Raw genomic sequence first — 21,974 nt, 5'->3', positions numbered from 1 at the left:
CCCCATGAGCATCGTCGTCACCGGAGCCACCGGAGCACTCGGCCGGCTCGTCGTGGACCACCTGCTGACCGCCGTCCCCGCCGCCGAGGTCGTCGCCGTGGTCCGCGACAAGGAGAAGGCCGCCGGCCTCGCCGCCCGGGGCGTCGAGCTGCGCATCGCCGACTACGACCGCCCCGAGACCCTGGCCGACGCCTTCCGCCCCGGCGACCGGGTCCTCCTCATCTCCGGCAACCAGGTCGGCAGCCGCGTCGCCCAGCACGCCGCGGTCATCGACGCGGCCAGGGCGGCGGGCGTCGCCCAGCTCGCGTACACCGGGATACTCGGCGGGCCCGACGCCGACTTCACCCTGGCCGACGAGCACCGGGCGACCGAGCAGCTGATCCTGGACTCCGGCCTGCCGTACACCTTCCTGCGCAACGGCTGGTACACGGAGAACCAGACCGAGAACCTCGCCCCGGTCCTCGCGCACGGCGCGGTCGTCGCCAGCGCGGGCGACGGCCGCATCGCCTACGCCACCCGCGACGACTACGCGGCCGCCGCGGCCGCCGTCCTGACCGGCGAGGGCCACCTGAACCGCGCGTACGAGCTGAGCGGCGACACCGCCCTGTCCTACGCCGACTACGCGGCGGAGGTCGCGAAGGCCACCGGCAAGGAGATCGCCCACAACGACGTCCCGGCCGCCGTCCACCAGGAGATCCTGACCGGCGCCGGGCTGCCCGAGGGCTTCGCGGCCATCCTGGTCGACGTGGACCAGGCCGTCCGGCGCGGGCGCCTGGCCGGCACCAGCGGCGACCTGGCCCGCCTGATCGGCCGCCCGACGACTCCGGTGTCCGACACCGTCGCCGCCGCGGTCGCCGCGCTCTGACCCGCACCCCACCCGGTGTCATGACCGTCTGACGATACGGGTATGACACCGGGTCCCGGCGGCGCTACCTTCATGGGGTTGACGGTCGTACGACAGCCACCCACCAGGAGGGGCCCGTGCAGGGGACGAATGACCAGCGGGCCGGACTCCTCTCCGGCTTCGCCGCGTACGGGATGTGGGGCATCGTCCCGCTGTACTGGCCGCTGCTGAAGCCGGCCGGGGCGGTCGAGATCCTGGCCCACCGGATGGTGTGGTCGCTCGGCGTGGTGGCGGTCCTGCTGCTGGTCCTGCGGCGCTGGTCCTGGATCGGCCCGCTGCTGCGGCAGCCGCGCAAACTGGGGATGCTCGGCATCGCGGCGTCCACGATCACGGTCAACTGGGGCCTGTACATCTGGGCGGTGAACAGCGGCCACGTGGTCGAGGCGTCCCTCGGCTACTTCATCAATCCGCTGGTCACCATCGCCATGGGCGTCCTGCTCCTGGGCGAGCGGCTGCGCCCGGCACAGTGGGCGGCGGTCGCCACCGGCGCCGTGGCGGTGCTCGTGCTGGCCGTCGGCTACGGGAAGCCGCCGTGGATCTCGCTGATCCTGGCGTTCTCCTTCGCGACGTACGGCCTGGTCAAGAAGAAGGTCGACATGGGCGGCCTGGAATCGCTCACTGTCGAGACCGCCGTGCTCTTCCTGCCCGCGCTCGGCTATCTGATCTGGCTGGGCGCGCAGGGCACCTCGACCCTGACCTCCGAGGGCGCCGGACACACCGCGCTCCTCGCCTCGACCGGGGTCGTCACGGCGGTGCCGCTGATCCTGTTCGGGGCCGCCGCGATCCGCATCCCCCTCTCGACCATCGGGCTGCTCCAGTACATGACCCCGATCGCCCAGTTCCTGCTGGGCGTCGCCTACTTCCACGAGGAGATGCCGCCGGAGCGGTGGGCCGGGTTCGCCCTGGTGTGGGCGGCGCTGATCGTCCTGACCTGGGACGCGCTGCGGACCGCGCGCCGCAACCGGGCCCAGGCGCAGGCGGCCCGGCTCGCCGCGACGGCGACGGCCGCGCCGGCGGGCGCGGAAAGGCCCTCGGTCTCACCCGGCAAAAGCCCCGGCGCCGGGACAGAATGCCGGTCATGACCCTTGAGTGGAAAGTCGTCATCGACGCCGCCGACCCGCACGCCCAGGCCGGCTTCTGGGCCCGGGCCCTCGGATACGAGATCGAGGACAACAGCCCCCTGATCGAACGGCTCCTGGGGATCGGGGCCGTACCGGAAGCGCTCACCACCACGGCACACGGCCGGCGCGCCTGGCTCGACCTGGCGGCGGTCCGGCACCCGGACGACCCGTACGACGAGGACAGCGGCGCCGGACACGGCCGCCGGCTGCTCTTCCAGCGCGTCCCCGAGCCGAAGACCGTGAAGAACCGCCTCCACCTCGACCTGCACGCGGGCCCGGAGCGCCGCGAGGCCGAGGTGGCGCGGGTGGTCGGGCTCGGCGCGAAGGTCGAGCGCGAGGTGGAGGAGCCGGGCGGCCGGTGGACGGTGCTCACGGACCCGGAGGGCAACGAGTTCTGCGTGCAGTAGGCCCGGCAGGGGTGTCGCAGCCGCGCGCGGAACGGCGGGCCGGACGGGACCTCGCGGACACGGCCCAGGACACGCCACCGCCCCGCCCGCACCGTGAGGGGTGCGGACGGGGCGGTCGGTCCGTTGGTCAGGACAGGCTGTTCAGAGTGGACTCCAGGCTGTCGGCGTAGAGCCGTCCTCCCAGGATGTTCGGGTGGAAGGACTTCATGGAGTTCGGGTAGCTGTCGGCCTCCGCGTGGCCCGTGAGGATGATGCCGTGGATGCCGTCCGGGTCACCGCAGATGCCCTTGCCCATGAACTCGTCGCGTGGGTCGGAGAAGACCGCGTCGGTGCCGTACTGCTCGTTGGCGTCCGCCACGGCTCCGGCCATCTCACCGGCGAGCATGTCCGCGAGTTCGTTGAGCCAGTCCGCCTCGTGGCCCGAGATACCGGTCGCGCAGATGTCGTCCGTCGCATCAGGGCCGTAGGTGAGCAGGTGCGGATAGCCCATCAGCACGATGCGGGCGTTCGGCGCGTGCTCCTGGATCTGCCTGAGGGTGGTGACGAGGCGTGGGCGTACCTCGCTGCGGGCGTAGGCGGGGGCCCAGATCTTCAGCGGGGTGGTCTGGCGCCCCTCGACCTCCACCCCCGTGTCCGGGTCCTTCTCGGGGAGCGTGGCCTCCTCGCAGTCCACGCCGGGTTTGACACAGGTGGCCACGACGTCGGAGAAGCGCATGTCGTTGCCGCCGATCGCAATCGTCACCAGGGTGGTGTGCTGGTCCAGGTATCCCTGGTCGATCTGCCCGAGTTCATGGTTCAGCGGGGTACCGAGGACGTGGAAGTGGCGGGCTCCCGAGCAGGCGACGAACTGGAAGTCCATGTCGGGGGAACGGAGATCGGCCATGGCTCCGACGGACTGGGTGTATCCCGGCAGTTTCGCCTGGCGGCTCCACGCCATCCTCGAACGGTGGCACGAGTTCTTCGTGAAGTCGTTGCCGTCGTAGTAGTCCGACTCGGGGTAGTACTCCAGGCCGCCGGGCCCTTCGGTCACGCCCTCGCCCGAGGCGTACGAGTCGCCCATGGCCACCACCTGGTTGGCGGGCTTCCCGGGAAGTGGCTCGAAGGCGAGTGCGTCCCAGGCGATGTCCTCCCCGTTGCTGCCGTCCTGCGTGATGTTCGACAGCGACACCTTGGGTGTGCCGGTGAAGTTGAACGCGCCGAGCGAGAGCCAGGCGTTGTAGCCGTTGCGCTGCGGTTTGGTCCGGTAGGGGCTTGTGGTGTCGGAGTTGTGGATGGTGTACATGGGCTGGCGTGTGTGGGCGCCGTGGTCGGGCATCAGCACCCAGACCCGCATCCAGCCCCGGTCGCCGGTGTCGAGCGACCAGGTGCCGGTGACCTTGGTCGGCGGCATCTCGGTGCCGTGCTGCTGATAGGTGTGCGAGAACCAGAAGTGGTTCTGGAACCCGGCCCCGATCTGGTGCAGGTCCATGTGGCCGGAGGGCCGGTCGAAGTCGAACGAGAAGCTGCCCTCCGACCCGACGGTGGAGCAGGGTGAGCCGGAGCGGCCCGCTCCGGCCGGTTGCGTCAGATCGGGCAGGTCGTCCACGACCTTGGCGTTGGAGGGCAGGTTGCCCCAGCACTCGGGCGGATACGCGGTGCCGTCCGCCTGTTCCCCGTACGTCGAGTCGAACCGGCGCAGCGGAAAGCCGCAGGCTCGCAGCGCGGGCCCGCACTCCTTCCACTTCGCCGGCTGGTGGTACCAGCACTTGAGGTACAGCGGGTCGGTGGAGGTGCCGGGCAGCATGCAGGGGCCGCCGCCGGTGTCGTTGGTCGCGCCGGTGCCGATCTTCGACGGGTCGCAGTTGTTGGTGTCGTCGCAGAAGAGGTCGATGGGCGGCTTGGCCTGCGTGCGGTAGTCGGTCTGCAGCCAGGTGGCCTGCCGGTAGCCGGGCTGGACGTCACCGGGTGCGAAGAGGGCCGAGATCGGCCGGGCCGCCCAGCCGATCACCTTCTCCTGGTACGGCCAGTCCTGGGGGTGCGAGGCGTGCTCGTAGTCGTCGTTCCGGTCCGGCCCCTCCAGGAAGGGGGTGCGGTTCTCCTTCCACAGCGGGTTGGCCGGGTTGTTCGTCCAGCCGACGCCCCACTTGCCGGAGTTCGCACCGGACTCCGCCTTCGAGTGGTAACCCGCGTTGTACGCCCACAGGGCGTAGAACCAGTTCTCGATCCACTTCGGCTCACCGTTGTTCACGATGAGCCCGTCGGCGCGGGTCTGGTTCCACTTGTCGGCCAGGATGTCGGCGCCTGCGGCGATGTTGGCCACGTAGTCGAGTGCGACGGCCTCCTGCTGGGTCTGCGTCAGAGTGGCGTAGCCGGTGCCCGCCCGGCGCATTCCGTCGGTGACCTGCGTGACGCCGTAGCCGCAGTCGGCTTCGGACCAGTCGATGGACCACGGGTCGCCCTGGGTGCCGTCGGCCGAGTACGAGACTCCGTAGTAGTTGCCGATCAGCGGATTGGCGGTGACCCCGGGCACCGCGTAGCGGGTGGCCTGCCACATGTTGGACTCCTGCGCGGTGATGCCGAGCAGGATCTGCGGTGGGATGCGCCACTCGGTGCCGCTGCCGCCGGCGAGCGGGCTCAGCGGGAAGAGCGTCTGCGGTGCGTACGCGGGCATGCCCATGTGCTTCCAGTCGGCGGGCCGGCTCGCGAGGGCGTTCAGGCCGTTGACGATGACCTGGCTCACCGCCCACTCGATCTGGCGCGGCGTCGGCTGGAACGCCTGCTTCTTCGGGTCGTTGCGGGGTACGGAGCAGGCGCGGTCCTCCTCCACCGGGGTCGACGAGCTCGCCAGGGTGGCGGTACGGGCCGCGGCCCCGGCGGGCCGGGCGGTGGCGAGGGCCGGGCTGGGCGTGACCGCGGCTCGGGCGGCTGCGTCGGGGGCCCCGACCCGGCGTTCCGAGATCGCGTTCATGGCCACCGTCCTGCCGGTGCCGAGCACCGTGAGGTCCACGCTCGCCTGCCGTTTCCGGCCCTCGTCCGCCGCAGCGGCCCGCACGTCCTCGGCGGACTTCGCCGTGGCGATCACCGCCTCGCCGCCGGTGGAGACCGCCGCGTCCTTCTCGATGCCTCCCGGGTTCCGGACGGCGGTCGGCAGCCGCACACCGCGCTTCGTGGCGGCGTGCCCCGTGACGAAGACCTCGCCCTCGGCGGAGCGGGCGAGGTCGAAGCCGGTGAGCGCGCCTTCGGCGAGGAGGTCCGCCGGCCTCGCGCTCGCCGTGGTGGCGTCGGCGACCCGGAATACGCCCGCGCGGTCGTCCCCGGACGACTTCTTCGCACCGCCCGGCAGCCGGTCGATGAAGGTGACGCCGCCGCTCTTGTCCGCCTTCAGCTGGAACGGCACCGCGTGGGTGCGGGCCAGGGTCCGCACCCGGGAGCCGGTGATCCGTACGAGCTGGTGGCCGCGCGCGGCGACGACGCCGCCGTCCACCGGTACGGCGGAGGTGACCTGGCCGGCGACCGTGTTCTTGGCCAGCTTGCCGGTGGGCGCGTCAGCCGTGATGAGCCGGGTCTCCGAACGCTCGCTGGTCACCTCGTCGGTGAACTGGGAGAAGACCGCCCGGTCCCCGTTCCCGCAGCCGGGCGAGAAGTAGCCGAGCGTCGCCTGCACCGGCAGCTTGCGGACCGTGCCGCGCTCCAGGTCGACGACGGCGGTGAACGCCCCCCGGCTCATGAGTTCCGGCTTGTTGGTGAAGGTGCGCGGCGCGTAGGCCACGGCCGCGTACCGCCCGGACTCCGTCGTGCAGAGGTTGCCGATCCAGGCGTCCGCCTCGAACCCGGCCTCGAAGAGGGTGGCGGCCGTCTTCCAGGCGTACCCCTCCTTCTTGTCGGCGACCAGCACGTGGAACCCGTCGGCGTCGCCGGACGTGGTCACCGCCCGGTCGTCGGACGCCCGGTACTCCGTGCCGAGGGTGCCGGCCCGCTGGGCGGCGGGGACGGCGGTCGGGGCGGTGTCGCCGGCGGGGGCGGTGTCGGCGGGGGCCTGCTCGGGGGCGGGCGCCACCGGCGCGGCGGACACCTGCGCCGCCGGCAGGAGGGCACCGGCCACGGCAAGGGCGACACCGGCCGCGGTCGCGAAGCGTGCACGCCTTCTGTGTCTGTAACGCAAGGTCACTTCCTCGGCAACGGGGCCCGTGCGGGCCCGGACGGCGGTGGAACGGTCCTCAAGACCGTCCAGCAGCCGCATGGGCCCCTCAAGGGGTACGAGGGTGGACCTGCTGCCAACGGAGTGCAGGAAGCTGCCACTTCGCGCCCACCGGCCGCCCGGCCGCCGCCGCTACATTGCGACGGCGGTCCGCATCCCGGCCCGTCAGTCCCGTGCGCCCCTGTGAGGTAAGAGATGGCATCGCCCGAGAACACCCGGCCCCGCTGGAAGACCCGCCTCGCCCCGCTCGGAGTGGCCGCGGCCGCCGTGCTCTCCATGACCGGCGCCCAGCCCGCCGCCGCGGACACCCAGGGCAGCACCTGCCCGTACCCGTACGTCTGCTTCTACAACTCGCTGGACTACTACGGGACGTACTTTCAGCGGTACCAGGACGTCACGAGCACCTACCAGAGCGTGCCCGCCAGGAGCGGCTACCTGACGGTGGTCAACACCCGCAACGACGACGTGGCTTACGTCCGCTACGTCTTCAACGGCCAGACCAAGGTGAGGTGCATGCCCCCCGGCACCTCGTTCGGCAGCACCGACGCCCGCGCCACCGGCATCCGGATCAGTTCGTCCTCGACCTGCTGACGCTCCCGTACGCGCCGAGGCCCCGGCTCCCTCGCGGGAACCGGGGCCCGTGTCCACGGGGCAACGGGTCAGCACCCGGTCCCGGTGTAGGAAGCGGTGGTCCAAAGGCCGTTGTAGCCATTGATCGCCTGGAACATGTACGCCCCCGACGTCTTGCTCCGGAGGAATCGGACCGTGCGCCCGTCCCCCATGTAATTGATCAGCTGATATCTGTCGTTGTAACTCCCACCGTCCCTCAAGTGGGAAGCGAAATAATCGAAGGTGGCCGGACCCACGACCCCATCAGTTTCCAGGCTCGACATTCCGCCATCCATCTGAACGTACTCGGTCGCCCATTTCGTATTCTCACCGAAAACGCAGTCGATGTCCGAGAGCTTGAATTCCCTGGCCGACCCCATGTTGCCGTAGATCATGGCATGCTCGGCCCAGAGAACCCACTGCCACAGCCCCACCGCCTTGCTGCGCGCATGGTTGGTGAGGGACAGCTTCCCCTCGTCGTTCCAGTCGTTGCGGATCGTCCCCGTGCCCGCGATATATCCCTCGCTCACGGTTGCCGAAGCGGGCGATGCCGCCAGTCCGGTGACAGCGAGCAGCGCCCCCGCCAGCGATGTCACAACGGTTGACCTGATTCTGGACATGATTCCCCGCCCCTCTTCCTGGATTCACGGACCGAAAGCCGATCTCGCGAGCGAGAATTTACCCCCGGTGCAAGGCCGCACACAAGAGAAGGGCATGCCGGAATTCCCGGCGATATCAGCCGGGCGGAGAAATCGGGTCGGAAAATGGCCGGGTCAGTGGGTGGTGGGCAGCGCGGCGGAGCAGGTGCCCTCGGTCCGGCCGGGGCTACGGCGGACGGAGCGGCGGCGGGGCACCGGAGGGCTCAGGCCGCCCGGTGTCGGGCCACGCGCAGGCGCATGCCCCGGGCGCCGAGGGCGGTGAGCAGGAGCAGCACGACGCCTACGCTCGGGATGAGGACCGGAAACGTGATCGGCGCGTGCCCGCCGGCCACGCCGACCAGGTCCTCGGGGTCGCGCAGGACCTCGAAGCGGTCGCCGGGGCGGGTGGCCGGGCCGCACCCCCCGAGGTTCTGGACCCAGAAGGTGTCCCCCCGCGCTTCGAGCTCGCAGTTGTGGTTGTCGGAGCTGGTGTACGTGGCATGCGGATGGCGCACCTCGATGACCGTGGCCGTCACCCACTCGCCCCGCGCGTCCAGAACCGCGCTCCGGAACGCGTACGGGACCCCGATGGCCAGGAGGGCCCCGAGCACGAGCAACGCCATGAAGCGCGCCATCGAGTGGAGGCCGAGCGCAGCCAGGCCCACCACGGCGCCGATGCTGACCACCAGGCAGCCGAGCTGGTAGTACGCGGGCGCGCTGTGCGCCACCTCGTACGCGACCCCGGACCCCGCCGCCGCGACCCCCGCCCCCAGCCCGAGCAGCGCCCCCACCCCCCGGGGCCACCGAGGTGCCCTGAACGCCCCCCGCACCCGCTCAACCACCTCGGCAGCCATCCCCGCCCCCGTCCCAGACGTCACCCAACTCGCCTACCCGGGAACGGCGTTCACACACAGTGGCGCCTCGGTGGCCTGTCACACCCGCTCCGGCAGGTTCATCCGCGCCAGCTCCGCCGGGTCCACCCGCGCCGTGATCTCCGTGATGCGGTCGTCGGTGACCGTGAAGACGAGGAGGGAGAGGGGGGCGCCATCCGGGGTCCGGGCGAGGATCGCGGGGAGGCCGTTGGCGATTGCCGGGTGGCCGTGGGCTGCGGCGGCGCCCACGCGGGCCCGGGTGGCCACCTCCGTGGCGCCGAGGGTGATGAACGTGCCGTCCGGGGTGTGCGCGGTGAGCTTCACCTCGGGGTGCAGGACCTCCAGCAGCCGCTCGAAGTGGCCGTCCCGGGCCGCCGCCAGGAACGCCTGGACCACCTCGCGCTCCCTCCGGCCCGGCCTCGCCGGCTGCTCGGCCCCCTGGACCTTCCGCCGCGCCCGGCTCGCCAGCATCTTCGTCGCGTCGGCCGACTTGCCCAGGATCGGGCCGACCTCCGCGAACGGCACCGCGAACACGTCGTGCAGCACGAAGGCGAGGCGTTCGTCCGGCCGCAGCGAGTCCAGCACCGTGAGCAGCGCGAGGCCCACGGAGTCGCCCATCGCGGCCAGGTCCTCCGGCGCGGGGGCGTCGTCCAGTGTCGCGGTGTACTCCGGCCCGTCGTCGTACGAAACCTCCGGCCGGGTCCGGCCCGACCTCAGCACGTCGAGGCAGATGCGCCCCACCACCGTGGTCAGCCAGCCGCCCAGGTTGTCGATCGTGCCGGGCTCCTGGCGCGACAGCCGCAGCCACGCCTCCTGCACCACGTCCTCCGCGTCCGCGTGCGACCCGAGCATCCGGTACGCGACCGCCCTCAGCCGGTCCCGGTGGGACTCGAAAGCGTCGGCGAGCGTCATTTTGTTACCTCCGTGGCAGCAGCTCCGTCATAGGGGTGACGCACACCAGCGCCGCAAGGTAACCCTACGAAGGAGCTCTCCCCTCTCATGGAAAACCGCCTGAAGGACAAGAACGCCGCCAACCCCGACCTGTGGACCGCCGTCCGGCACCTCCACCAGGCCATCGCCGCCGGCGGCGTGGACCCTCAGCTGCTCGCCCTCGTCCATCTGCGCGTCAGCCAGATCAACGGCTGCTCGGCCTGCGTCTACGCCGCCGTGGCCGCCGGGAAGAAGGCCGGCGACACCGACGAGCGACTGCACAATGTCGCGGCCTGGCGCGAGGCCCCCTTCTTCACCGACGCCGAGCGCGCGGCCCTCGCCCTCGCCGAGGGCGCCACCCGGCTTCAGGACGGTGCGCCCGGCGTCACCGACGAGATCTGGGACGAGGCCAACGCCCATTTCACCGAGGAGGAGATCGGCGCCCTCAACCTGGAGATCGCCATGACCAACTTCTTCAACCGCATCAACCGCACGATCAAGGAGCCCGCCGGCAAGACGTGGGGCTGAGCCCGGGCCGCGCGGCCGTGTTCCGCCGCCACGTGCCGCCCGCACACCGACCTCGGGGACTTGGAGGACGCGTTCACCGGTGAGAACGGCGGCGCGGGCGCGTTCATCGACACGTGCCTCCCCGTCCGCCCCGCCTACCGGCTCTACCGCGCCGAGTACATGCTCCGGCAGCAGGGCTGCGACGCGCTCGCCGATCTGTACGCGGAGACCGCCGACGAACTCGCCCAGCAGCTGGTCCTCACCGGGATCGGCGGGCTGGCCGGGTGGCGGCGCACCGCGGTGGCCACGGAGCGTGAGCTGCAGTCCGGCGGTTCGTCCTTCCGGCGTCCGCGCAGCGAAATGGACGTCGAGCTGGAATGGGCGGACCACGCCTATAACGCGATCCGCCCGACGCCCAGCTCGACCGGGTGGCGCGGACCGCGGCGTCGCACGGCTATTCCGCGGCCGACATCAATCAGATCTACAACCACCTGTTCATCGAAACGCATCAGCTCGACGCGGGAATGCTCCGCTTCGACGCCAATCCGCGTATCGCCAGGGCCTGGGAACGCCTGCAGAACGGAAATCCACACCCCAGCGATTTCGATCTGCTCGCACATGAACTGTACGAGTCGAACTGGATGCGCCAGCACGGCGACCAGAACTACCGCCGCGCCCACCAGGCGACCCTGGACGCCGGTCACACCTGGGACGAACACGCACCCGCGGCGGACGGTATAGGCTGCAGATGATCAAATTCCTGGCGCGAGCGAACTGGTGGGAATCCCCGTGACAGCATCACTGACGTGCAGGAAGACTCACTCTCTGGAAGCGGGATACGTCTACGCCTGGGAAACCGCGGAAGGTGTCACCGGACACATTCTGATCGACCGGGATGGATCAGTCGCCCGCCCCTGCACGCCGGAGGGAATAACCCTCGGCGACATGCTCCTCGACAAAAGAATCGGGAATGTGGAAAATCCCGACCCGGACACGAAACTCCGCCGCGCTTTCCTGATCGCGGCATCGGTGATCTTCCAGGAAGGGGAGCGGCAGGGGCGACTGCCTGACGACATCACGCGTACCTATTGGTAGGCGCCCACGTCACCACCCGAGAGGCCGAGCTCTCCCCGAGCCCGGCCTCTCGGCCTGCCACCAGGGGCGCGCAGTCGCGTCATTCCGTCCACAGCGGGCACGGGCGTCCCACCGGGGCGAAGAACACACCAAGCGTCGTACGCTCCGTGGCCTCCACCGGCACAGCCCCCTCCTGTCGCGAACTCATGTGCGCTTGCCGTGTTCCGCCGCCGTGTGCCGCCTGCGCAGCACCCGGGCGTCCGTCTCCCGGCTCCCGTCCCGCTCGCTCCGGGCGACGGCCTCTTCGAGGTCCAACTCCTGGCACTTACGGCACGGTTCGGGCCCCTCCGGGCCCTCCGGGGCGCTCACGCGACCTCGCCCCGGCTGCGGGCGTTCTCCCTCGCGGTACGCGCGGCGAGCCGTTCGGCGGGGGTCGCGTCCCGGGTGTGCTCGGGCCGCACCTCCCACTCCGTACCGCCCTTCGGCGACCGGAGCGTCCAGTAGGGGCCGGCGACCCCTCGGAACTCCCCGACCAGCGGCTGATCCCACCGCCCCACGTCCACGACGATCGTTCCGATGGCCGGAACCTGCTCCTCAGCGGGCATAGCCGTTCCTCTCCGTAGTCATTCCACTACCAAGCGGACTCAGCGTGGCTTAGAGTCAGGGACCGTTCAACGTGTCACTTGCGAACGAAAGGTCGGTGACGCCCCTTGAACCGCAAGGAGTTGGAGCCCGACAGCAGCCCGCAGGCCGCCTTCGGCGCGCGTATCCGCAGCTTGCGGGAGGCCAGAGGCTGGAAGCAGGAGGACCTGGCCGAACGCACGGGCTACTCCAGTACGCACATCTCGGCCGTGGAAACTGGTCGCAAGAACCCAACGCTTCGTTTCTCGCGCCAAGCTGACAGGGCCTTCGGCATCGAGGAAACCGCTGACACGTTCGAGCGCGAGTGGCGGGAGATCCGGCACGGTTCGCTGCTGGAGGGGTTCCCTCAATACGTGGGGTTCGAGGGTCGCGCGGTCGAACTCCGCCTGTACGAGATCGGGATCATCCCGGGACTGCTGCAAACCCCGGAGTACGCACGGGTGCTGGCCGACAGCGCGGTAGCGCGCGGAGCGATCGCACAGGAGCAGGCCGACGAGCGCGTCGCGGTCCTGGCGGAACGGCAGGCGGCCCTCGTACGCCCCAAGCCGCCGATGCTCTTCGTCACCCTGGACGAGAGCTGCATCCGTCGCCCCGTGGGTGGTTCAGCGGTCATGGAAGCCCAGCTGGAACGACTGATCGAGTTCGCCGAGATGCCAAACACGCTGCTCCAGATCGCCCCGTACGAGATAGGGGAACGGCGGACCTTCAACCTTCCCGTCACTCTCCTGACCCTTTCGGATCGCTCCGTGGTCTGCTACGCCGAGTCCCAGACCCAAGGTCACCTCGACCGTGAAAGCACGTCGGTGCTGCCCGTGTTGACGGCCTACCATCAGCTACAGGCCGAATCGCTGTCCCAGAGAGCGTCCGTGGCCATGATCAGGCAATTACGAAAGGGCACATCGTGACGACCGAATCCCCCCGCTGGTACACGTCCTCGTACAGCGACAACGGCGGCCAGTGCGTCCAGGTCGCCACCAACCTCGTCACCACCACCGGCACCGTCCCGGTCCGCGACTCCAAGAACCCCACCGGCCCCGCCCTCGGGCTCCGCGCCGACGCGTACGCCGCCTTCGTCGCAGGCGTCAAGGGCAGCAGGTTCGACACCGTCTGACCGTTCCTATTCAGTGAGCAGGAGTGAGTCTTGGACCCACGTCCTGGCACTGCGGATATCCCGAACGGTTTTGGGTGTCCTGGCTGCCCGCGTTCTCGCCGCGTCCGGTGGCACGGATCGTGTCCGTGGTCCGGGGATGCGGGGGCGGGGTCCCTCACGCCCCGGGGCACCTGGTGCGGCCTGGACGGTCCGATGCCTCGCACGATCGCTCCGGTCGTGTGAGGGCGGTGTCGTCGGACGCCGGATCGGGTGTCCGAGGGCGCGTCGCCCGATCGCGATACCGGCGGCATCGTGACGGGACATTGTCCGGTGCGGGGTGGTCAGTGGCTTCTGCCAGTGCTGAGCACCCCACCGTGAGGTGTAGGCCGGGTCGACCGCGATGATCGCGAGACCCTGTTCGGCGGCCATGGAGACGAGGCGGGCCTTGAGTTTGCCGGTGGGCAGGCCGGAGATCAGCTGCCGGAATCGCTTCTTCCGCCCGTGCTTCTCCCGCGTCTTCTCCGCTCCGAAGTCGAGATCTTCGATGGCGATCGCGGTGACGCCGGTCTGCCGGGCCCAGTGCAGGAGGCGGGTGAGGGCGTGGCGGACCTGCGCGTCACGGTGCCCTGCCGATCCGCTGAGGTCGTAGGGGAAGCGGTGGGGTTCGCCGACGGGGCTGCCGTGGGGGTCCAGGCGGTAGGCGGCGAAATGGCCGGCGTTGGTGTCCACCCCGATCACGCAGTGCCGCAGGGTCCTGATCCCGGCCTCAAGACTACGGATGTGCGCGGCCAGGCAGCGCCTAGCCAGCGCCCACTGATCCTTCGTCGCGGGCCTCAAGCGTGCCGGGTTCAGCCCGGCACGGGATCTGCTCTGAGCTGAGATCGCCTACCCCCTCCGTGGCGAGCCACGCCCTCATTGCGTAAGGTTCACTCGACGCTATTACCTATTACAGCTCAGAGGGGCGGTCGGCGATGCCGGACAACGGGATCAGCGAGCTTGTGCGGATGTGGATCGACGGCTGGATCGTGTCCCGGGGCACCTCGGACCCGATCGACGAGCCGTGGGGGTGGACGATCGACGTCGGACAGCCCCGTCACGTCGCCCGGCACGTGGTGCCGGAGCCCACCGAGGCCGATGTGCGCAAGATCGTCGCCGGAACGAGCGCGCCCGGGACATGGCTGAAGCTGTTCGCCGAGGACCGGACCGTTCTGCCCTGGCTCGGGCCGGGCTGGCAGCGCGACGTCCCCGGGTACCTGATGACCCGCCACCTGGCGCCGGAGCCCCATGAGGCGCCGGCCGGCTACACGCTCACCAGCTGGACCCGGGGCGGCGTCATCCGTGTGCTGGTCCGCACCCAGGCCGGGCACTTCGCCGCCCGTGGACAGATGGCGCAGGCGGGCAGCCATGCCGTGGCCGACCAGATCGAGACCGCCGCCGAGCACCGGCGCAAGGGCCTCGGCGGCCTGGTGATGCGCACGCTGCAGAGCTCCGCGTACGAAGCCGGCGCACGGACCGGTCTCCTGGTCGGGACGCCCGAGGGCCAGGCGCTCTACTCCTCGCTGGGCTGGACCACACGCTCCCCGATGGCGAGCCTCTGGTACGAGCCGTCGGCCGCCGACCAGTGAGCCAGGCGGGCCCGGCCCCGCCGACCTGGCGCAGCAGGTCCGGGAACTGGGCTCGCCGCCAGGGTGCGCCCCTACTCCGCGTGCTCCTTCAGGAACGCCCCCGCATGGGCCGCCGCCTCCTCCTTCGTCGGGAACGAGCGCCCCGCGTCCTCCGCCGCGCTGTGCGTACCGTCCGCGCCCCGGCCCGACCAGCACCAGCCGCCCGGCACCTCCCCCCAGCTCAACTCGGCCCGGCCGCCGAACAGTTCCAGCGTGCTCGGCTCGCGCCGCTTCCCCACCGCGTCCGGCCACTTCTTGCGGGCGCCTTGCCGCGTGATTCCCCAGGCCGCCCCCAGCCGCTCGTAGGTGGCGCCGTAGGAGCCGGCCGTCCGCGCGGCTATCGCCGTCAGCCGCTTGACCTCCTCGTCCACGACCTTCCACGCGGCCAGGACGGACAGCGACACCTCCACCGGGTCCGCCGCCCACATCCGGTCCGGCGGCAGCCCCGTCGTCCGCGCCCGGAGCGACGCGGCCACCGGATTCAGCGCCTCCAGCAGCGCCGCGTCCAGCGCCACCCGGTCCACGTCCTGGCCCGTCACCGCGTTCTCGATCTCCCCAGAGTTCCCCACACCTCGCAACTTTAGTTGTCGAGACGGTTATCGACAACCCTTGTTGTCGAACGTGCTCCGCTCTACCTCACGCCCCCACCACGCCACAACTCCAGCCGGGCTCCGGATGACCAGCACCTACCCTTGCCGCATGCCGACCCCTCCCGCATATGCCCTCGTGGCCACCGACCTCGACGGCACCCTGTTGCGCGGCGACGACACCGTCAGCCCCCGCACCCGCGCCTCGCTCGCCCTGGCCCGCGCGGCCGGCGCCCGCCACCTCGTCGTCACCGGGCGCCCCGTGCCCGGCGTGCGGGATCTGCTGGACGGGCTCGGGTACGAGGGGTTGGCCGTCTGCGGGCAGGGGACGCAGGTGTACGACGCCGGGGCGCGGCGCACGGTCCGGGCCGTCACGCTCGACCGGGAGGCGGCCGACACCGCGCTCGGGAAGATCGAGGCCCAGGTGGGGCAGGTCTTCGCCGCCGTCGACCAGGACGGGGCCGAGGGGCGCACGCTCATCGAGCCCGGCTACCGGCTGCCGCACGCCACGCTGCCCGCGCAGCGGACCCGGCACCGGGACGAGCTGTGGGCCGAGCCCGTGATCAAGGTGCTCATCCGGCACCCCGAGCTGAGCGACGAGGCGCTGACCGCCGAGGCCCGCGCGGTCGTCGGGGACCTCGCCACGGTGACGCACTCCGGGCCCGGGACCGTCGAGCTCCAGCCGTACGGCGTCGACAAGGGCGCCGGGATCGCGCTCGCCGCCGAGGAGCTGGGCGTGGACCCGGGCACGGCCATCGCCTTCGGTGACATGCCCAACGACCTGCCGATGTTCCGCAGCTGCGGCTACGGCGTCGCCATGGGCAACGCGCACCCCGAGCTGCGCGCGGCGGCCGACGAGGTGACCCTCTCCAACGAGGAGGACGGGATAGCGGTGGTCCTCGAACGTCTCTTCGGCCACCACGCCGGCCGTGGATCGTCATAGCGAGTGAGATGCCGCTTCCCGGCGTCGGCAGCGGTGGGCGCGGGAGCCGCCAGAAGGTCCGGCGGCCGGACTGGTGCGCCGTCGCATCCGGCCGGATCCCGCCGGGCGCCGAGGGGGCCGCAGCACCCCCGGACCGGGCAAGGCAGGCCGGTTCTCCCCGGCAGCCGGACGGTCGGGCACGCCGGTCGGCGTCGGTAGACTGGGCGTTTGGCATCGGACGAGGGGCGGCGAGCGTGGACTACGGTGACAAGCTCTTCTGGCTCTCGGTCCTGATCCAGCGGAGGTACGCGCAGATCTGCGCCGAGTACGACCTGACCTCCTTGCAGGCCACTCTGCTGTGCGCGGTCAAGGACGAGCCGCGGCAGATGGCGTACCTCGCCACCGCGCTCGGCATGACCAAGAACGCCCTGAGCCAGCTCGTCGATCGCACCGAACGGCGCCACCTGGTCAGCCGGGCGAGTTCGGAGCAGGACCGGCGGGTCATCATGCTCAGCGTGACGCCCACCGGGAAGGTGCTCGCCGAGGCGGTGTTCGCCGAGACCACCAAGCGCCTGCCCGCCGTCGCGGAGCACCTCGACGCCGACGACCGGCGCGCCCTCGAACGCCTGGCCACCGCCGTCGTGGACGCCTCGGGCGTCTCGGCGTCCGCCTCTTCCTGACCTACCGCGCAGCCCTTCCCCGGCACCCTCATGCCTTGCATCAGTTCACGGCGTGAACTAATGTTGTTCACGCCGTGAACCAATCGGGGTTCACGGCGTGCCCCAGCGAGAGGTGACGACATGGTCACGCGTGAGAACGGTGCGATCGCGGTCTTCGGTGCGACGGGACAGCAGGGCGGGGCGGTCGTCGACGCACTCCTGGCCCGAGGAGCGCGGGTGCGGGCCCTCGTCCGCACCCCCGAGTCCGATCGAGCACAGGCGCTGGCCGCCCGGGGCGTCGAGCTGGCGGCCATCCGGATCGACACCCCGGCGTCGACGGTCGCCGCGCTGGAGGCGGTCGACGCCTTTTACTTCATGACCCCGGAGGCGAACAGTCTCCAGGAGATCGAGGAGGAGGTCCGCGTGGGCACCGCCCTCGTCGATGCGGCGGCCGCGGCGCGCGTGCCGCACGTCGTGTTCAACTCGGTCTTCGGAGCAGATCGTGTGACGGGCGTGCCGCACCACGACTCGAAGCACCGGATCGAGGAGTACCTGAAGCTTTCCGGCCTGCGGGCCACGATGGTCCGCCCGGCCGCCTTCATGGAGAACTTCGCGACCGTGATGGCGCCGAGCCTGGAGGACGGAACGATCGTGCTGAGGCTGCCGCTGCCGGACGACGTCGCCCTGAAGATGATCTCGGTCAAGGACATCGGCCGGGTCGCCGCCACCATCCTGCTCGACGCCGCGGACGTGCCCGGCGGAGCCGTCGACGTCATCGGCGACGAGCCGACGGGCCCCCAGATCGCCGCCGCGTTCGGCGCGCGCGCCGGACTGCCGTCACGCTACGAGGCCCTGCCGCTGAGCGTGCTGGGCAACGAACTCGACCAGGTGATGTTCCGCCAGTTCGCCAAGGGGTCCGAACACCCGTCGGACCTCGCAGCGGTGAAGGCGATCGAGCCGGCCCTCTGGGACCTGGCCGAGTGGATCCGCTCCACCGGCTGGACCGCGCCCGCGGACCGGACCCGTTCCTGACGGCTCCGGGCATCCACGGTCTCAGTCCGACGTCGCCCCCAGCCCTCGCAGCACGTGGTCCACGAGCTTCCCCACGTCCTCCGCGTCCTGCATCGGCTTTCGGAGCACATGGCGGTAGTACAGCGGGCCGTAGAGCATCTCCACCGCGAGGTCGAGGTCCGCGTCCGGCGGGATCTGGCCCCGGCCCTGAGCGCTGCGGAGGCGGCCGACCGCCTCCTGGAAGCGGGGGTCGATGAGCTGCGTGCGAACCGTTTCGGCCAGTTGGTCGTCGTGGTGGAGTTCCGAGAGGATGCCCGCGTAGGCCGGGCCGAACGGGGGGACGGCGAGGACGTTCACCGCGCCCGTGAGGTGGGTGCGCAGGTCCTTCGCGATGTCCCCGGTGTCCACGAACGGGGTCGCCGAGACCAGCATCTCCGTAAAGGCTTCCAGCAGCACCGCGCTCTTCGACGGCCACCAGCGGTAGATCGTCTTCTTGCTCACGCCCGCCCGGGCCGCGATCGCCTCCACCGTGACCCGCCCGTAGCCCCGCTCCGTGCAGAGGTCGAGGGCGGCTTGCAGGGTCGCCCTGCGTGAGCTCTCGCTCCGGCGCAGCGAGCTCGGCGATGTGTTCATTCGGTGAGCATAGGTCTGTTTGAGCCAAACGTTATTGACAGTGCGTCGCTACAAGTCGAACAATGCTCTCGCGGAAACGGAACGTACCGTGTCGGCTCGTTCCCTCTGTTTCCGCGCCGTTCGTGCCGTTCGTGCCGCGACGAGCCGATCGGGGGACGGCTCGCCGGCCGACGGCACGGGCGCGGCTCCCGGTCAGGCCGTGATGTCCTTCGTCGTGAACCGCGCCCAGGCCGCAGAGCCGAACACCGCCGCGTACAGCGCCTGAAGTTCGAGATTCTTCACCAGCCCGTCCCAGTAGACGGGCTCGCGCAGCAGGTCCGCGAAGGACAGCCAGTAGTGCGGGAAGAGGTAGGGGTGGACCCCGCTCAGCTGCGGGATGGTGTCCACGATCTGGACGGTGATCAGCACCCCGACCGTCGCCGCCATGGCCGCGATGCCGCTGTTCGTGAGGGTCGAGATGAACAGCCCGAGGGCCGCGAAGCCGGTCAGGGACACCGCTACGAAGACCGCGACGACCCCCGCCCGCACCAGACCCTCGCCGAAGCCGATCGTCGTCCCCGAGATCGTCGTGACCTCGCCCACCGGGAACAGCAGCGCGCCCACCGCCAGCGCGGACGCGGCCACGACGAGCGTCGCGACCAGGCAGAAGCCGAGCGTCGCGGCGTACTTCGCGAGCAGCAGCCGCGTCCGCCCGGCCGGGGCGACCAGCAGATAGCGCAGGGTGCCCGCGTTGGCTTCGCCCGCGACCGCGTCGCCCGCGATCACGCCGACCGCCATCGGCAGGAAGACGGGGAGCGTCGCGGCAAGCGCGGCGAAGACCAGGAAGAGCCCGTTGTTGGTCACCTGGGAGAGGAAGGCCGGACCGCCGCCCCCGCCGCCCGCTCCCGCCGATGAGCCGTCGGCCGTCTCGATGCGCACGGCGATCCCGATGAGGACGGGAACGGCGGCCAGCACGCCGAGCAGCGCGAGGGTGCGCCAGCGGCGCAGGGTGGTGGCGAACTCGGAGCGGAGGATGCCGAGGGTCCAGAGGGGGTTGCGGACGGCGTCCGCGCGGACGGGCCCCTCGGCCCCCGCACGGGCGGCCCCCGCTTCCGGCTCCCCGGCGGCCTCGGCCGCCCCTTCATCCTGCGACATCGAATCCTTCTCCCGTCAGGGCCACGAACGCGTCCTCCAGCGAAGCCCGTTCCACGCCGAACGCGCGCACCCGGACGCCCGCCCGCACCAGCGCCGCGTTGAGATCGGCCGGCTCCACCGTGCCCGGCGGCGCGTCGGCGCGGACCCGGTCGCCGTCCACCGTGATGCCCGTGACGCCCTGCACCTTCAGCACGCGCGCCGCGTCCGCCGGGTCCGGTGTGGTGACGGCCAGCCGGCCCCCCGTGGCCAGGCCCGCGACCGGGCCCTGGGTGAGGAGCCGGCCCCGGGCCATCACCGCGGCGTGCGTGCAGACCTGCTCGATCTCGTCCAGGAGGTGGGAGGACAGGAAGACCGTGGTGCCGTCCGCCGCCAGCTCGCGGACCAGGGCGCGGATCTCGCGCATGCCCTGCGGGTCCAGGCCGTTGGTCGGCTCGTCCAGGACGAGCAGCCGGCGCGGCCTGAGCAGCGCGGCGGCGAGGCCGAGGCGCTGCTTCATGCCGAGCGAGTACGCGCGCGCCTTCTTGCCGGCCGCCGGGGCGAGCCCGACCCGCTCCAGCGCGTCGCCGACCCGGGCGGTGCGGGTGCGCGGGTCGGCGGTCGGGTCGGCCCGGTCGAACCGCAGGAGGTTGTCCCGGCCGCTCAGGAACCCGTAGAGCGCGGGCCCCTCGATCAGCGCGCCGACCTCGGGGAGCACGGTGCGCGAGGCGTCCGGCATGGGGCGGCCGAGGACACTGGCGTTGCCGGAGGTCGGGGCGATGAGGCCCATGAGCATCCGGATGGTGGTGGTCTTGCCGGAGCCGTTGGGCCCGAGGAAGCCGAAGACGCTGCCGCCGGGGACGGTGAGGTCCAGGCCGTCCACGGCGAGCTGACCGCCCCGGTAGCGCTTGGTCAGCCCGCGCGTCTCGATGACGGGCACTGCCATGGTGTGCTCCCCACTGGGTCGTACGCCCGCGCCCGCCCCGCCGCGAAGCACACGGCGGGGCGGGCGAGGGACCTGGGCGTCAGCCCGCGTTCGCGGCGGCGACCAGCGCGTCCTTGGTGACCGCGCCCACATAGACGCGGCCGTCGTCCGTCATCAGCGCGTTGATCAGGCGGGTCTTGAAGACCGTCCCGGAGCCGAACTTTCCGCTGACCTTGTCGCCGAGCGCGTCCAGGAACTGCCGGGCCTCGGCCGGGACGTCCTTCGACGCCTCGGACGGCAGGGCCGCGCCGCCGGGGGTCTTGAACTCGGCGATGCTGTTCCAGCCCGTGCCGATGATCTTCGGGGCGGCGGCCCCCTCCGCGTCCTTGAACTCGCCCAGGTCGCCCCGCGCCTTCTCGTGGCCCCCGGCCTCGGCGTCGTCGGCCTCGGTGACCTTCGCACCCTTGGGCGGGGTGAAGGCGAACGAGGAGGCGGCGGGCTTCCCGAAGTCGACGGAGGTGAAACCGGCGTCCACGACCGCCTTGCCGCCACTGCTGGGCTGAAGCGTGAACTTCAGCGGCACGCCGTTCTCCGCGTCCACGGCGATGGTGACCGAGCCGATCGTGGAGCCCTTCTGCTCGGGCTTCAGGACCAAGCGGTACGCGTCGCGCCCGGCGATCCGCGCGGTGCCGTCCACAGTGACGGACGTGGTGCCGTCGGCGGCCTTCAGCGCTTCCTCGGCGAGCTCCTTCGGCGTGGACGGGACGCCCTCGGGGGCGGCCCGGTCCTTGCCGTGGGGCGCCTTGCCCGCGCCCTTGCCATCCGCGTGGTAAACGGCGTTGGAGCCGCTGTCGTACGCCCAGACCTCGTCGCCGTTGTGGATGAGGCTGTACTCGGACGCCTTGTCCAGGACGGACAGGCGCTGCTTGTCGGGGCCGTCGGCGGCCACCCGGAGGGTGTGCGTGCCGGAGGCCAGCTCGGTGAGCTTGCTCTGCGGGTCGGCGCTCGACGTGTCCTTGCCGCCGTCGCCGCCCTCGGCCGCGCCGGACAGGAAGGAGCCGGCCAGGCCGCCCATGGACGGGATGCCCAGGTCGGTGCTGATCTTCACCGTGCCGGAGAACTGCTCGGTGTCCGACGCGGCGATCTTCTCGATGAGTTCCTGAGCGGTGGTCTTCGGCAGATCGGGATCGCCCGAGCTGGCGAGCGCCGGGACCAGGCCGATGGTCGCGGCCGCCACCCCCGCCACCGCGACGGGGACGATGTAGCGCGCGGCCTTGCGGCGGCCTGCGGGCCTCCGGGCGGCCGTGCCGTTGGTCTCCGCGCTGTCGTTCGGTGCCATGTGTGCCCTACCTCCGTGGTCGGCGGCTTCCGTCGGGATGCACTGGTCCACTCCGTGCCGCCATTCTCACCCGTTGTGGTCAGGAGTGGTTGTTCTCCATCTGACCAAATCGGGCGGCCCGAAGCGTCAGCCCCCGGGAGCAACCTCGCGTAC

The 21,974-nt window shown here is 71.1% G+C and carries 24 protein-coding genes and 1 pseudogene; 13 read left to right on the top strand and 12 right to left on the bottom strand.

Annotated elements, in window-relative coordinates:
- The first annotated feature begins 4 nt into the window (after positions 1-4).
- The 3 genes from ACLQ2N_RS24165 to ACLQ2N_RS24155 all read left to right on the top strand — a co-directional run bounded on the left by ACLQ2N_RS24165 (position 5) and on the right by ACLQ2N_RS24155 (position 2,432).
- Positions 5-865: an SDR family oxidoreductase gene (locus tag ACLQ2N_RS24165; protein ID WP_425816223.1), complete on the top strand. Its 861-nt coding sequence runs from the start codon at positions 5-7 to the stop codon at positions 863-865.
- Between the two features lie 116 nt (positions 866-981).
- On the top strand, positions 982-1,986 hold the full coding sequence (rarD, locus tag ACLQ2N_RS24160; RefSeq protein ID WP_425816222.1) for an EamA family transporter RarD: 1,005 nt from the start codon (positions 982-984) through the stop codon (positions 1,984-1,986).
- Entirely contained in the window at positions 1,974-2,432 is a 459-nt protein-coding gene (locus tag ACLQ2N_RS24155) for a VOC family protein (protein WP_164404723.1), read from the top strand. The genes rarD and ACLQ2N_RS24155 overlap by 13 nt, the downstream gene beginning before the upstream one ends.
- Before the next feature lie 127 nt (positions 2,433-2,559).
- On the opposite strand, the gene ACLQ2N_RS24150 is transcribed toward ACLQ2N_RS24155, so the two are convergent.
- Positions 2,560-6,573, bottom strand: a complete 4,014-nt coding sequence (locus tag ACLQ2N_RS24150; protein WP_425816221.1) for an SGNH/GDSL hydrolase family protein — start codon at positions 6,571-6,573, stop codon at positions 2,560-2,562.
- 231 nt (positions 6,574-6,804) lie between these two features.
- Between ACLQ2N_RS24150 and ACLQ2N_RS24145 the strand changes: the two genes are divergently transcribed.
- Positions 6,805-7,200, top strand: coding sequence for a hypothetical protein (locus ACLQ2N_RS24145; protein WP_425816220.1), 396 nt, complete (start codon positions 6,805-6,807; stop codon positions 7,198-7,200).
- 68 nt (positions 7,201-7,268) lie between these two features.
- On the opposite strand, the gene ACLQ2N_RS24140 is transcribed toward ACLQ2N_RS24145, so the two are convergent.
- The 3 genes from ACLQ2N_RS24140 to ACLQ2N_RS24130 all read right to left on the bottom strand — a co-directional run bounded on the left by ACLQ2N_RS24140 (position 7,269) and on the right by ACLQ2N_RS24130 (position 9,640).
- Positions 7,269-7,838, bottom strand: coding sequence for a hypothetical protein (locus ACLQ2N_RS24140; protein WP_425816219.1), 570 nt, complete (start codon positions 7,836-7,838; stop codon positions 7,269-7,271).
- Positions 7,839-8,080: 242 nt separating this feature from the next.
- Positions 8,081-8,710, bottom strand: a complete 630-nt coding sequence (locus ACLQ2N_RS24135; RefSeq protein ID WP_425816218.1) for a hypothetical protein — start codon at positions 8,708-8,710, stop codon at positions 8,081-8,083.
- Between the two features lie 78 nt (positions 8,711-8,788).
- Entirely contained in the window at positions 8,789-9,640 is an 852-nt protein-coding gene (locus ACLQ2N_RS24130; RefSeq protein ID WP_425816217.1) for a sigma-70 family RNA polymerase sigma factor, read from the bottom strand.
- An 87-nt stretch (positions 9,641-9,727) separates the two neighbouring features.
- Here ACLQ2N_RS24130 and ACLQ2N_RS24125 point away from each other — a divergent pair, with 87 nt between their 5' ends.
- The 3 genes from ACLQ2N_RS24125 to ACLQ2N_RS24115 all read left to right on the top strand — a co-directional run bounded on the left by ACLQ2N_RS24125 (position 9,728) and on the right by ACLQ2N_RS24115 (position 11,260).
- Entirely contained in the window at positions 9,728-10,186 is a 459-nt protein-coding gene (locus ACLQ2N_RS24125; protein WP_425816216.1) for a carboxymuconolactone decarboxylase family protein, read from the top strand.
- 407 nt (positions 10,187-10,593) lie between these two features.
- Positions 10,594-10,917 (top strand): hypothetical protein, encoded by a 324-nt coding sequence (locus tag ACLQ2N_RS24120; RefSeq protein WP_425816215.1) that lies wholly within the window; start codon positions 10,594-10,596, stop codon positions 10,915-10,917.
- A 37-nt stretch (positions 10,918-10,954) separates the two neighbouring features.
- Positions 10,955-11,260, top strand: coding sequence for a hypothetical protein (locus ACLQ2N_RS24115; RefSeq protein WP_425816214.1), 306 nt, complete (start codon positions 10,955-10,957; stop codon positions 11,258-11,260).
- A 183-nt stretch (positions 11,261-11,443) separates the two neighbouring features.
- Here ACLQ2N_RS24115 and ACLQ2N_RS24110 read toward each other — a convergent pair whose 3' ends face one another.
- Positions 11,444-11,608, bottom strand: coding sequence for a hypothetical protein (locus ACLQ2N_RS24110; protein WP_425816213.1), 165 nt, complete (start codon positions 11,606-11,608; stop codon positions 11,444-11,446).
- Positions 11,605-11,844, bottom strand: a complete 240-nt coding sequence (locus ACLQ2N_RS24105; protein WP_425816212.1) for a hypothetical protein — start codon at positions 11,842-11,844, stop codon at positions 11,605-11,607. Before ACLQ2N_RS24105 ends, ACLQ2N_RS24110 begins: the two co-directional genes overlap by 4 nt.
- A gap of 105 nt (positions 11,845-11,949) precedes the next feature.
- Here ACLQ2N_RS24105 and ACLQ2N_RS24100 point away from each other — a divergent pair, with 105 nt between their 5' ends.
- Together ACLQ2N_RS24100 and ACLQ2N_RS24095 are read left to right on the top strand one after the other, a co-directional pair.
- Positions 11,950-12,786 (top strand): helix-turn-helix domain-containing protein, encoded by an 837-nt coding sequence (locus ACLQ2N_RS24100; RefSeq protein ID WP_425816211.1) that lies wholly within the window; start codon positions 11,950-11,952, stop codon positions 12,784-12,786.
- Positions 12,783-12,992 carry a DUF397 domain-containing protein gene (locus ACLQ2N_RS24095; protein ID WP_425816210.1) on the top strand — a complete coding sequence of 70 codons (210 nt, stop codon included), beginning with the start codon at positions 12,783-12,785 and terminating at the stop codon, positions 12,990-12,992. Before ACLQ2N_RS24100 ends, ACLQ2N_RS24095 begins: the two co-directional genes overlap by 4 nt.
- A 6-nt stretch (positions 12,993-12,998) precedes the next feature.
- Here the strand turns inward: ACLQ2N_RS24095 and ACLQ2N_RS24090 are convergent.
- Positions 12,999-13,721: pseudogene (locus ACLQ2N_RS24090) on the bottom strand (IS200/IS605 family accessory protein TnpB-related protein); the annotation flags it as partial.
- 221 nt (positions 13,722-13,942) lie between these two features.
- Here ACLQ2N_RS24090 and ACLQ2N_RS24085 point away from each other — a divergent pair.
- Positions 13,943-14,596, top strand: coding sequence for a GNAT family N-acetyltransferase (locus ACLQ2N_RS24085; protein ID WP_425816209.1), 654 nt, complete (start codon positions 13,943-13,945; stop codon positions 14,594-14,596).
- Between the two features lie 71 nt (positions 14,597-14,667).
- Here ACLQ2N_RS24085 and ACLQ2N_RS24080 read toward each other — a convergent pair whose 3' ends face one another.
- A complete protein-coding gene (locus tag ACLQ2N_RS24080; protein ID WP_425816208.1) occupies positions 14,668-15,204 on the bottom strand; it encodes a hypothetical protein in 537 nt (178 codons plus the stop codon).
- A gap of 130 nt (positions 15,205-15,334) precedes the next feature.
- On the opposite strand from ACLQ2N_RS24080, the gene ACLQ2N_RS24075 reads away from it, so the two are divergent.
- The 3 genes from ACLQ2N_RS24075 to ACLQ2N_RS24065 all read left to right on the top strand — a co-directional run bounded on the left by ACLQ2N_RS24075 (position 15,335) and on the right by ACLQ2N_RS24065 (position 17,835).
- Entirely contained in the window at positions 15,335-16,165 is an 831-nt protein-coding gene (locus tag ACLQ2N_RS24075) for an HAD family hydrolase (RefSeq protein WP_425816207.1), read from the top strand.
- 233 nt (positions 16,166-16,398) lie between these two features.
- A complete protein-coding gene (locus ACLQ2N_RS24070; RefSeq protein ID WP_425816206.1) occupies positions 16,399-16,824 on the top strand; it encodes a MarR family winged helix-turn-helix transcriptional regulator in 426 nt (141 codons plus the stop codon).
- Positions 16,825-16,944: 120 nt separating this feature from the next.
- Positions 16,945-17,835: an NmrA/HSCARG family protein gene (locus tag ACLQ2N_RS24065; RefSeq protein ID WP_425816205.1), complete on the top strand. Its 891-nt coding sequence runs from the start codon at positions 16,945-16,947 to the stop codon at positions 17,833-17,835.
- A 21-nt stretch (positions 17,836-17,856) separates the two neighbouring features.
- Here ACLQ2N_RS24065 and ACLQ2N_RS24060 read toward each other — a convergent pair whose 3' ends face one another.
- From ACLQ2N_RS24060 to ACLQ2N_RS24045, 4 genes are all read right to left on the bottom strand, one after another.
- Positions 17,857-18,447 (bottom strand): TetR/AcrR family transcriptional regulator, encoded by a 591-nt coding sequence (locus ACLQ2N_RS24060; RefSeq protein WP_425816204.1) that lies wholly within the window; start codon positions 18,445-18,447, stop codon positions 17,857-17,859.
- A 192-nt stretch (positions 18,448-18,639) separates the two neighbouring features.
- Positions 18,640-19,581: an ABC transporter permease gene (locus ACLQ2N_RS24055; RefSeq protein ID WP_425816203.1), complete on the bottom strand. Its 942-nt coding sequence runs from the start codon at positions 19,579-19,581 to the stop codon at positions 18,640-18,642.
- The gene (locus tag ACLQ2N_RS24050; protein ID WP_425816202.1) at positions 19,568-20,503 is read right to left on the bottom strand and encodes an ATP-binding cassette domain-containing protein; all 936 of its coding nucleotides are present in this window, start codon (positions 20,501-20,503) and stop codon (positions 19,568-19,570) included. Before ACLQ2N_RS24050 ends, ACLQ2N_RS24055 begins: the two co-directional genes overlap by 14 nt.
- A 79-nt stretch (positions 20,504-20,582) precedes the next feature.
- Positions 20,583-21,821: a LolA family protein gene (locus ACLQ2N_RS24045; RefSeq protein WP_425816201.1), complete on the bottom strand. Its 1,239-nt coding sequence runs from the start codon at positions 21,819-21,821 to the stop codon at positions 20,583-20,585.
- Positions 21,822-21,974 lie beyond the last annotated feature (153 nt).

The sequence above is a fragment of the Streptomyces sp. DT224 genome (assembly GCF_049844595.1).
Lineage (GTDB): Bacteria > Actinomycetota > Actinomycetes > Streptomycetales > Streptomycetaceae > Streptomyces.
Note: the sequence above shows the minus strand (reverse complement) of the source record. Positions and strands in the feature narration are given on the sequence as shown.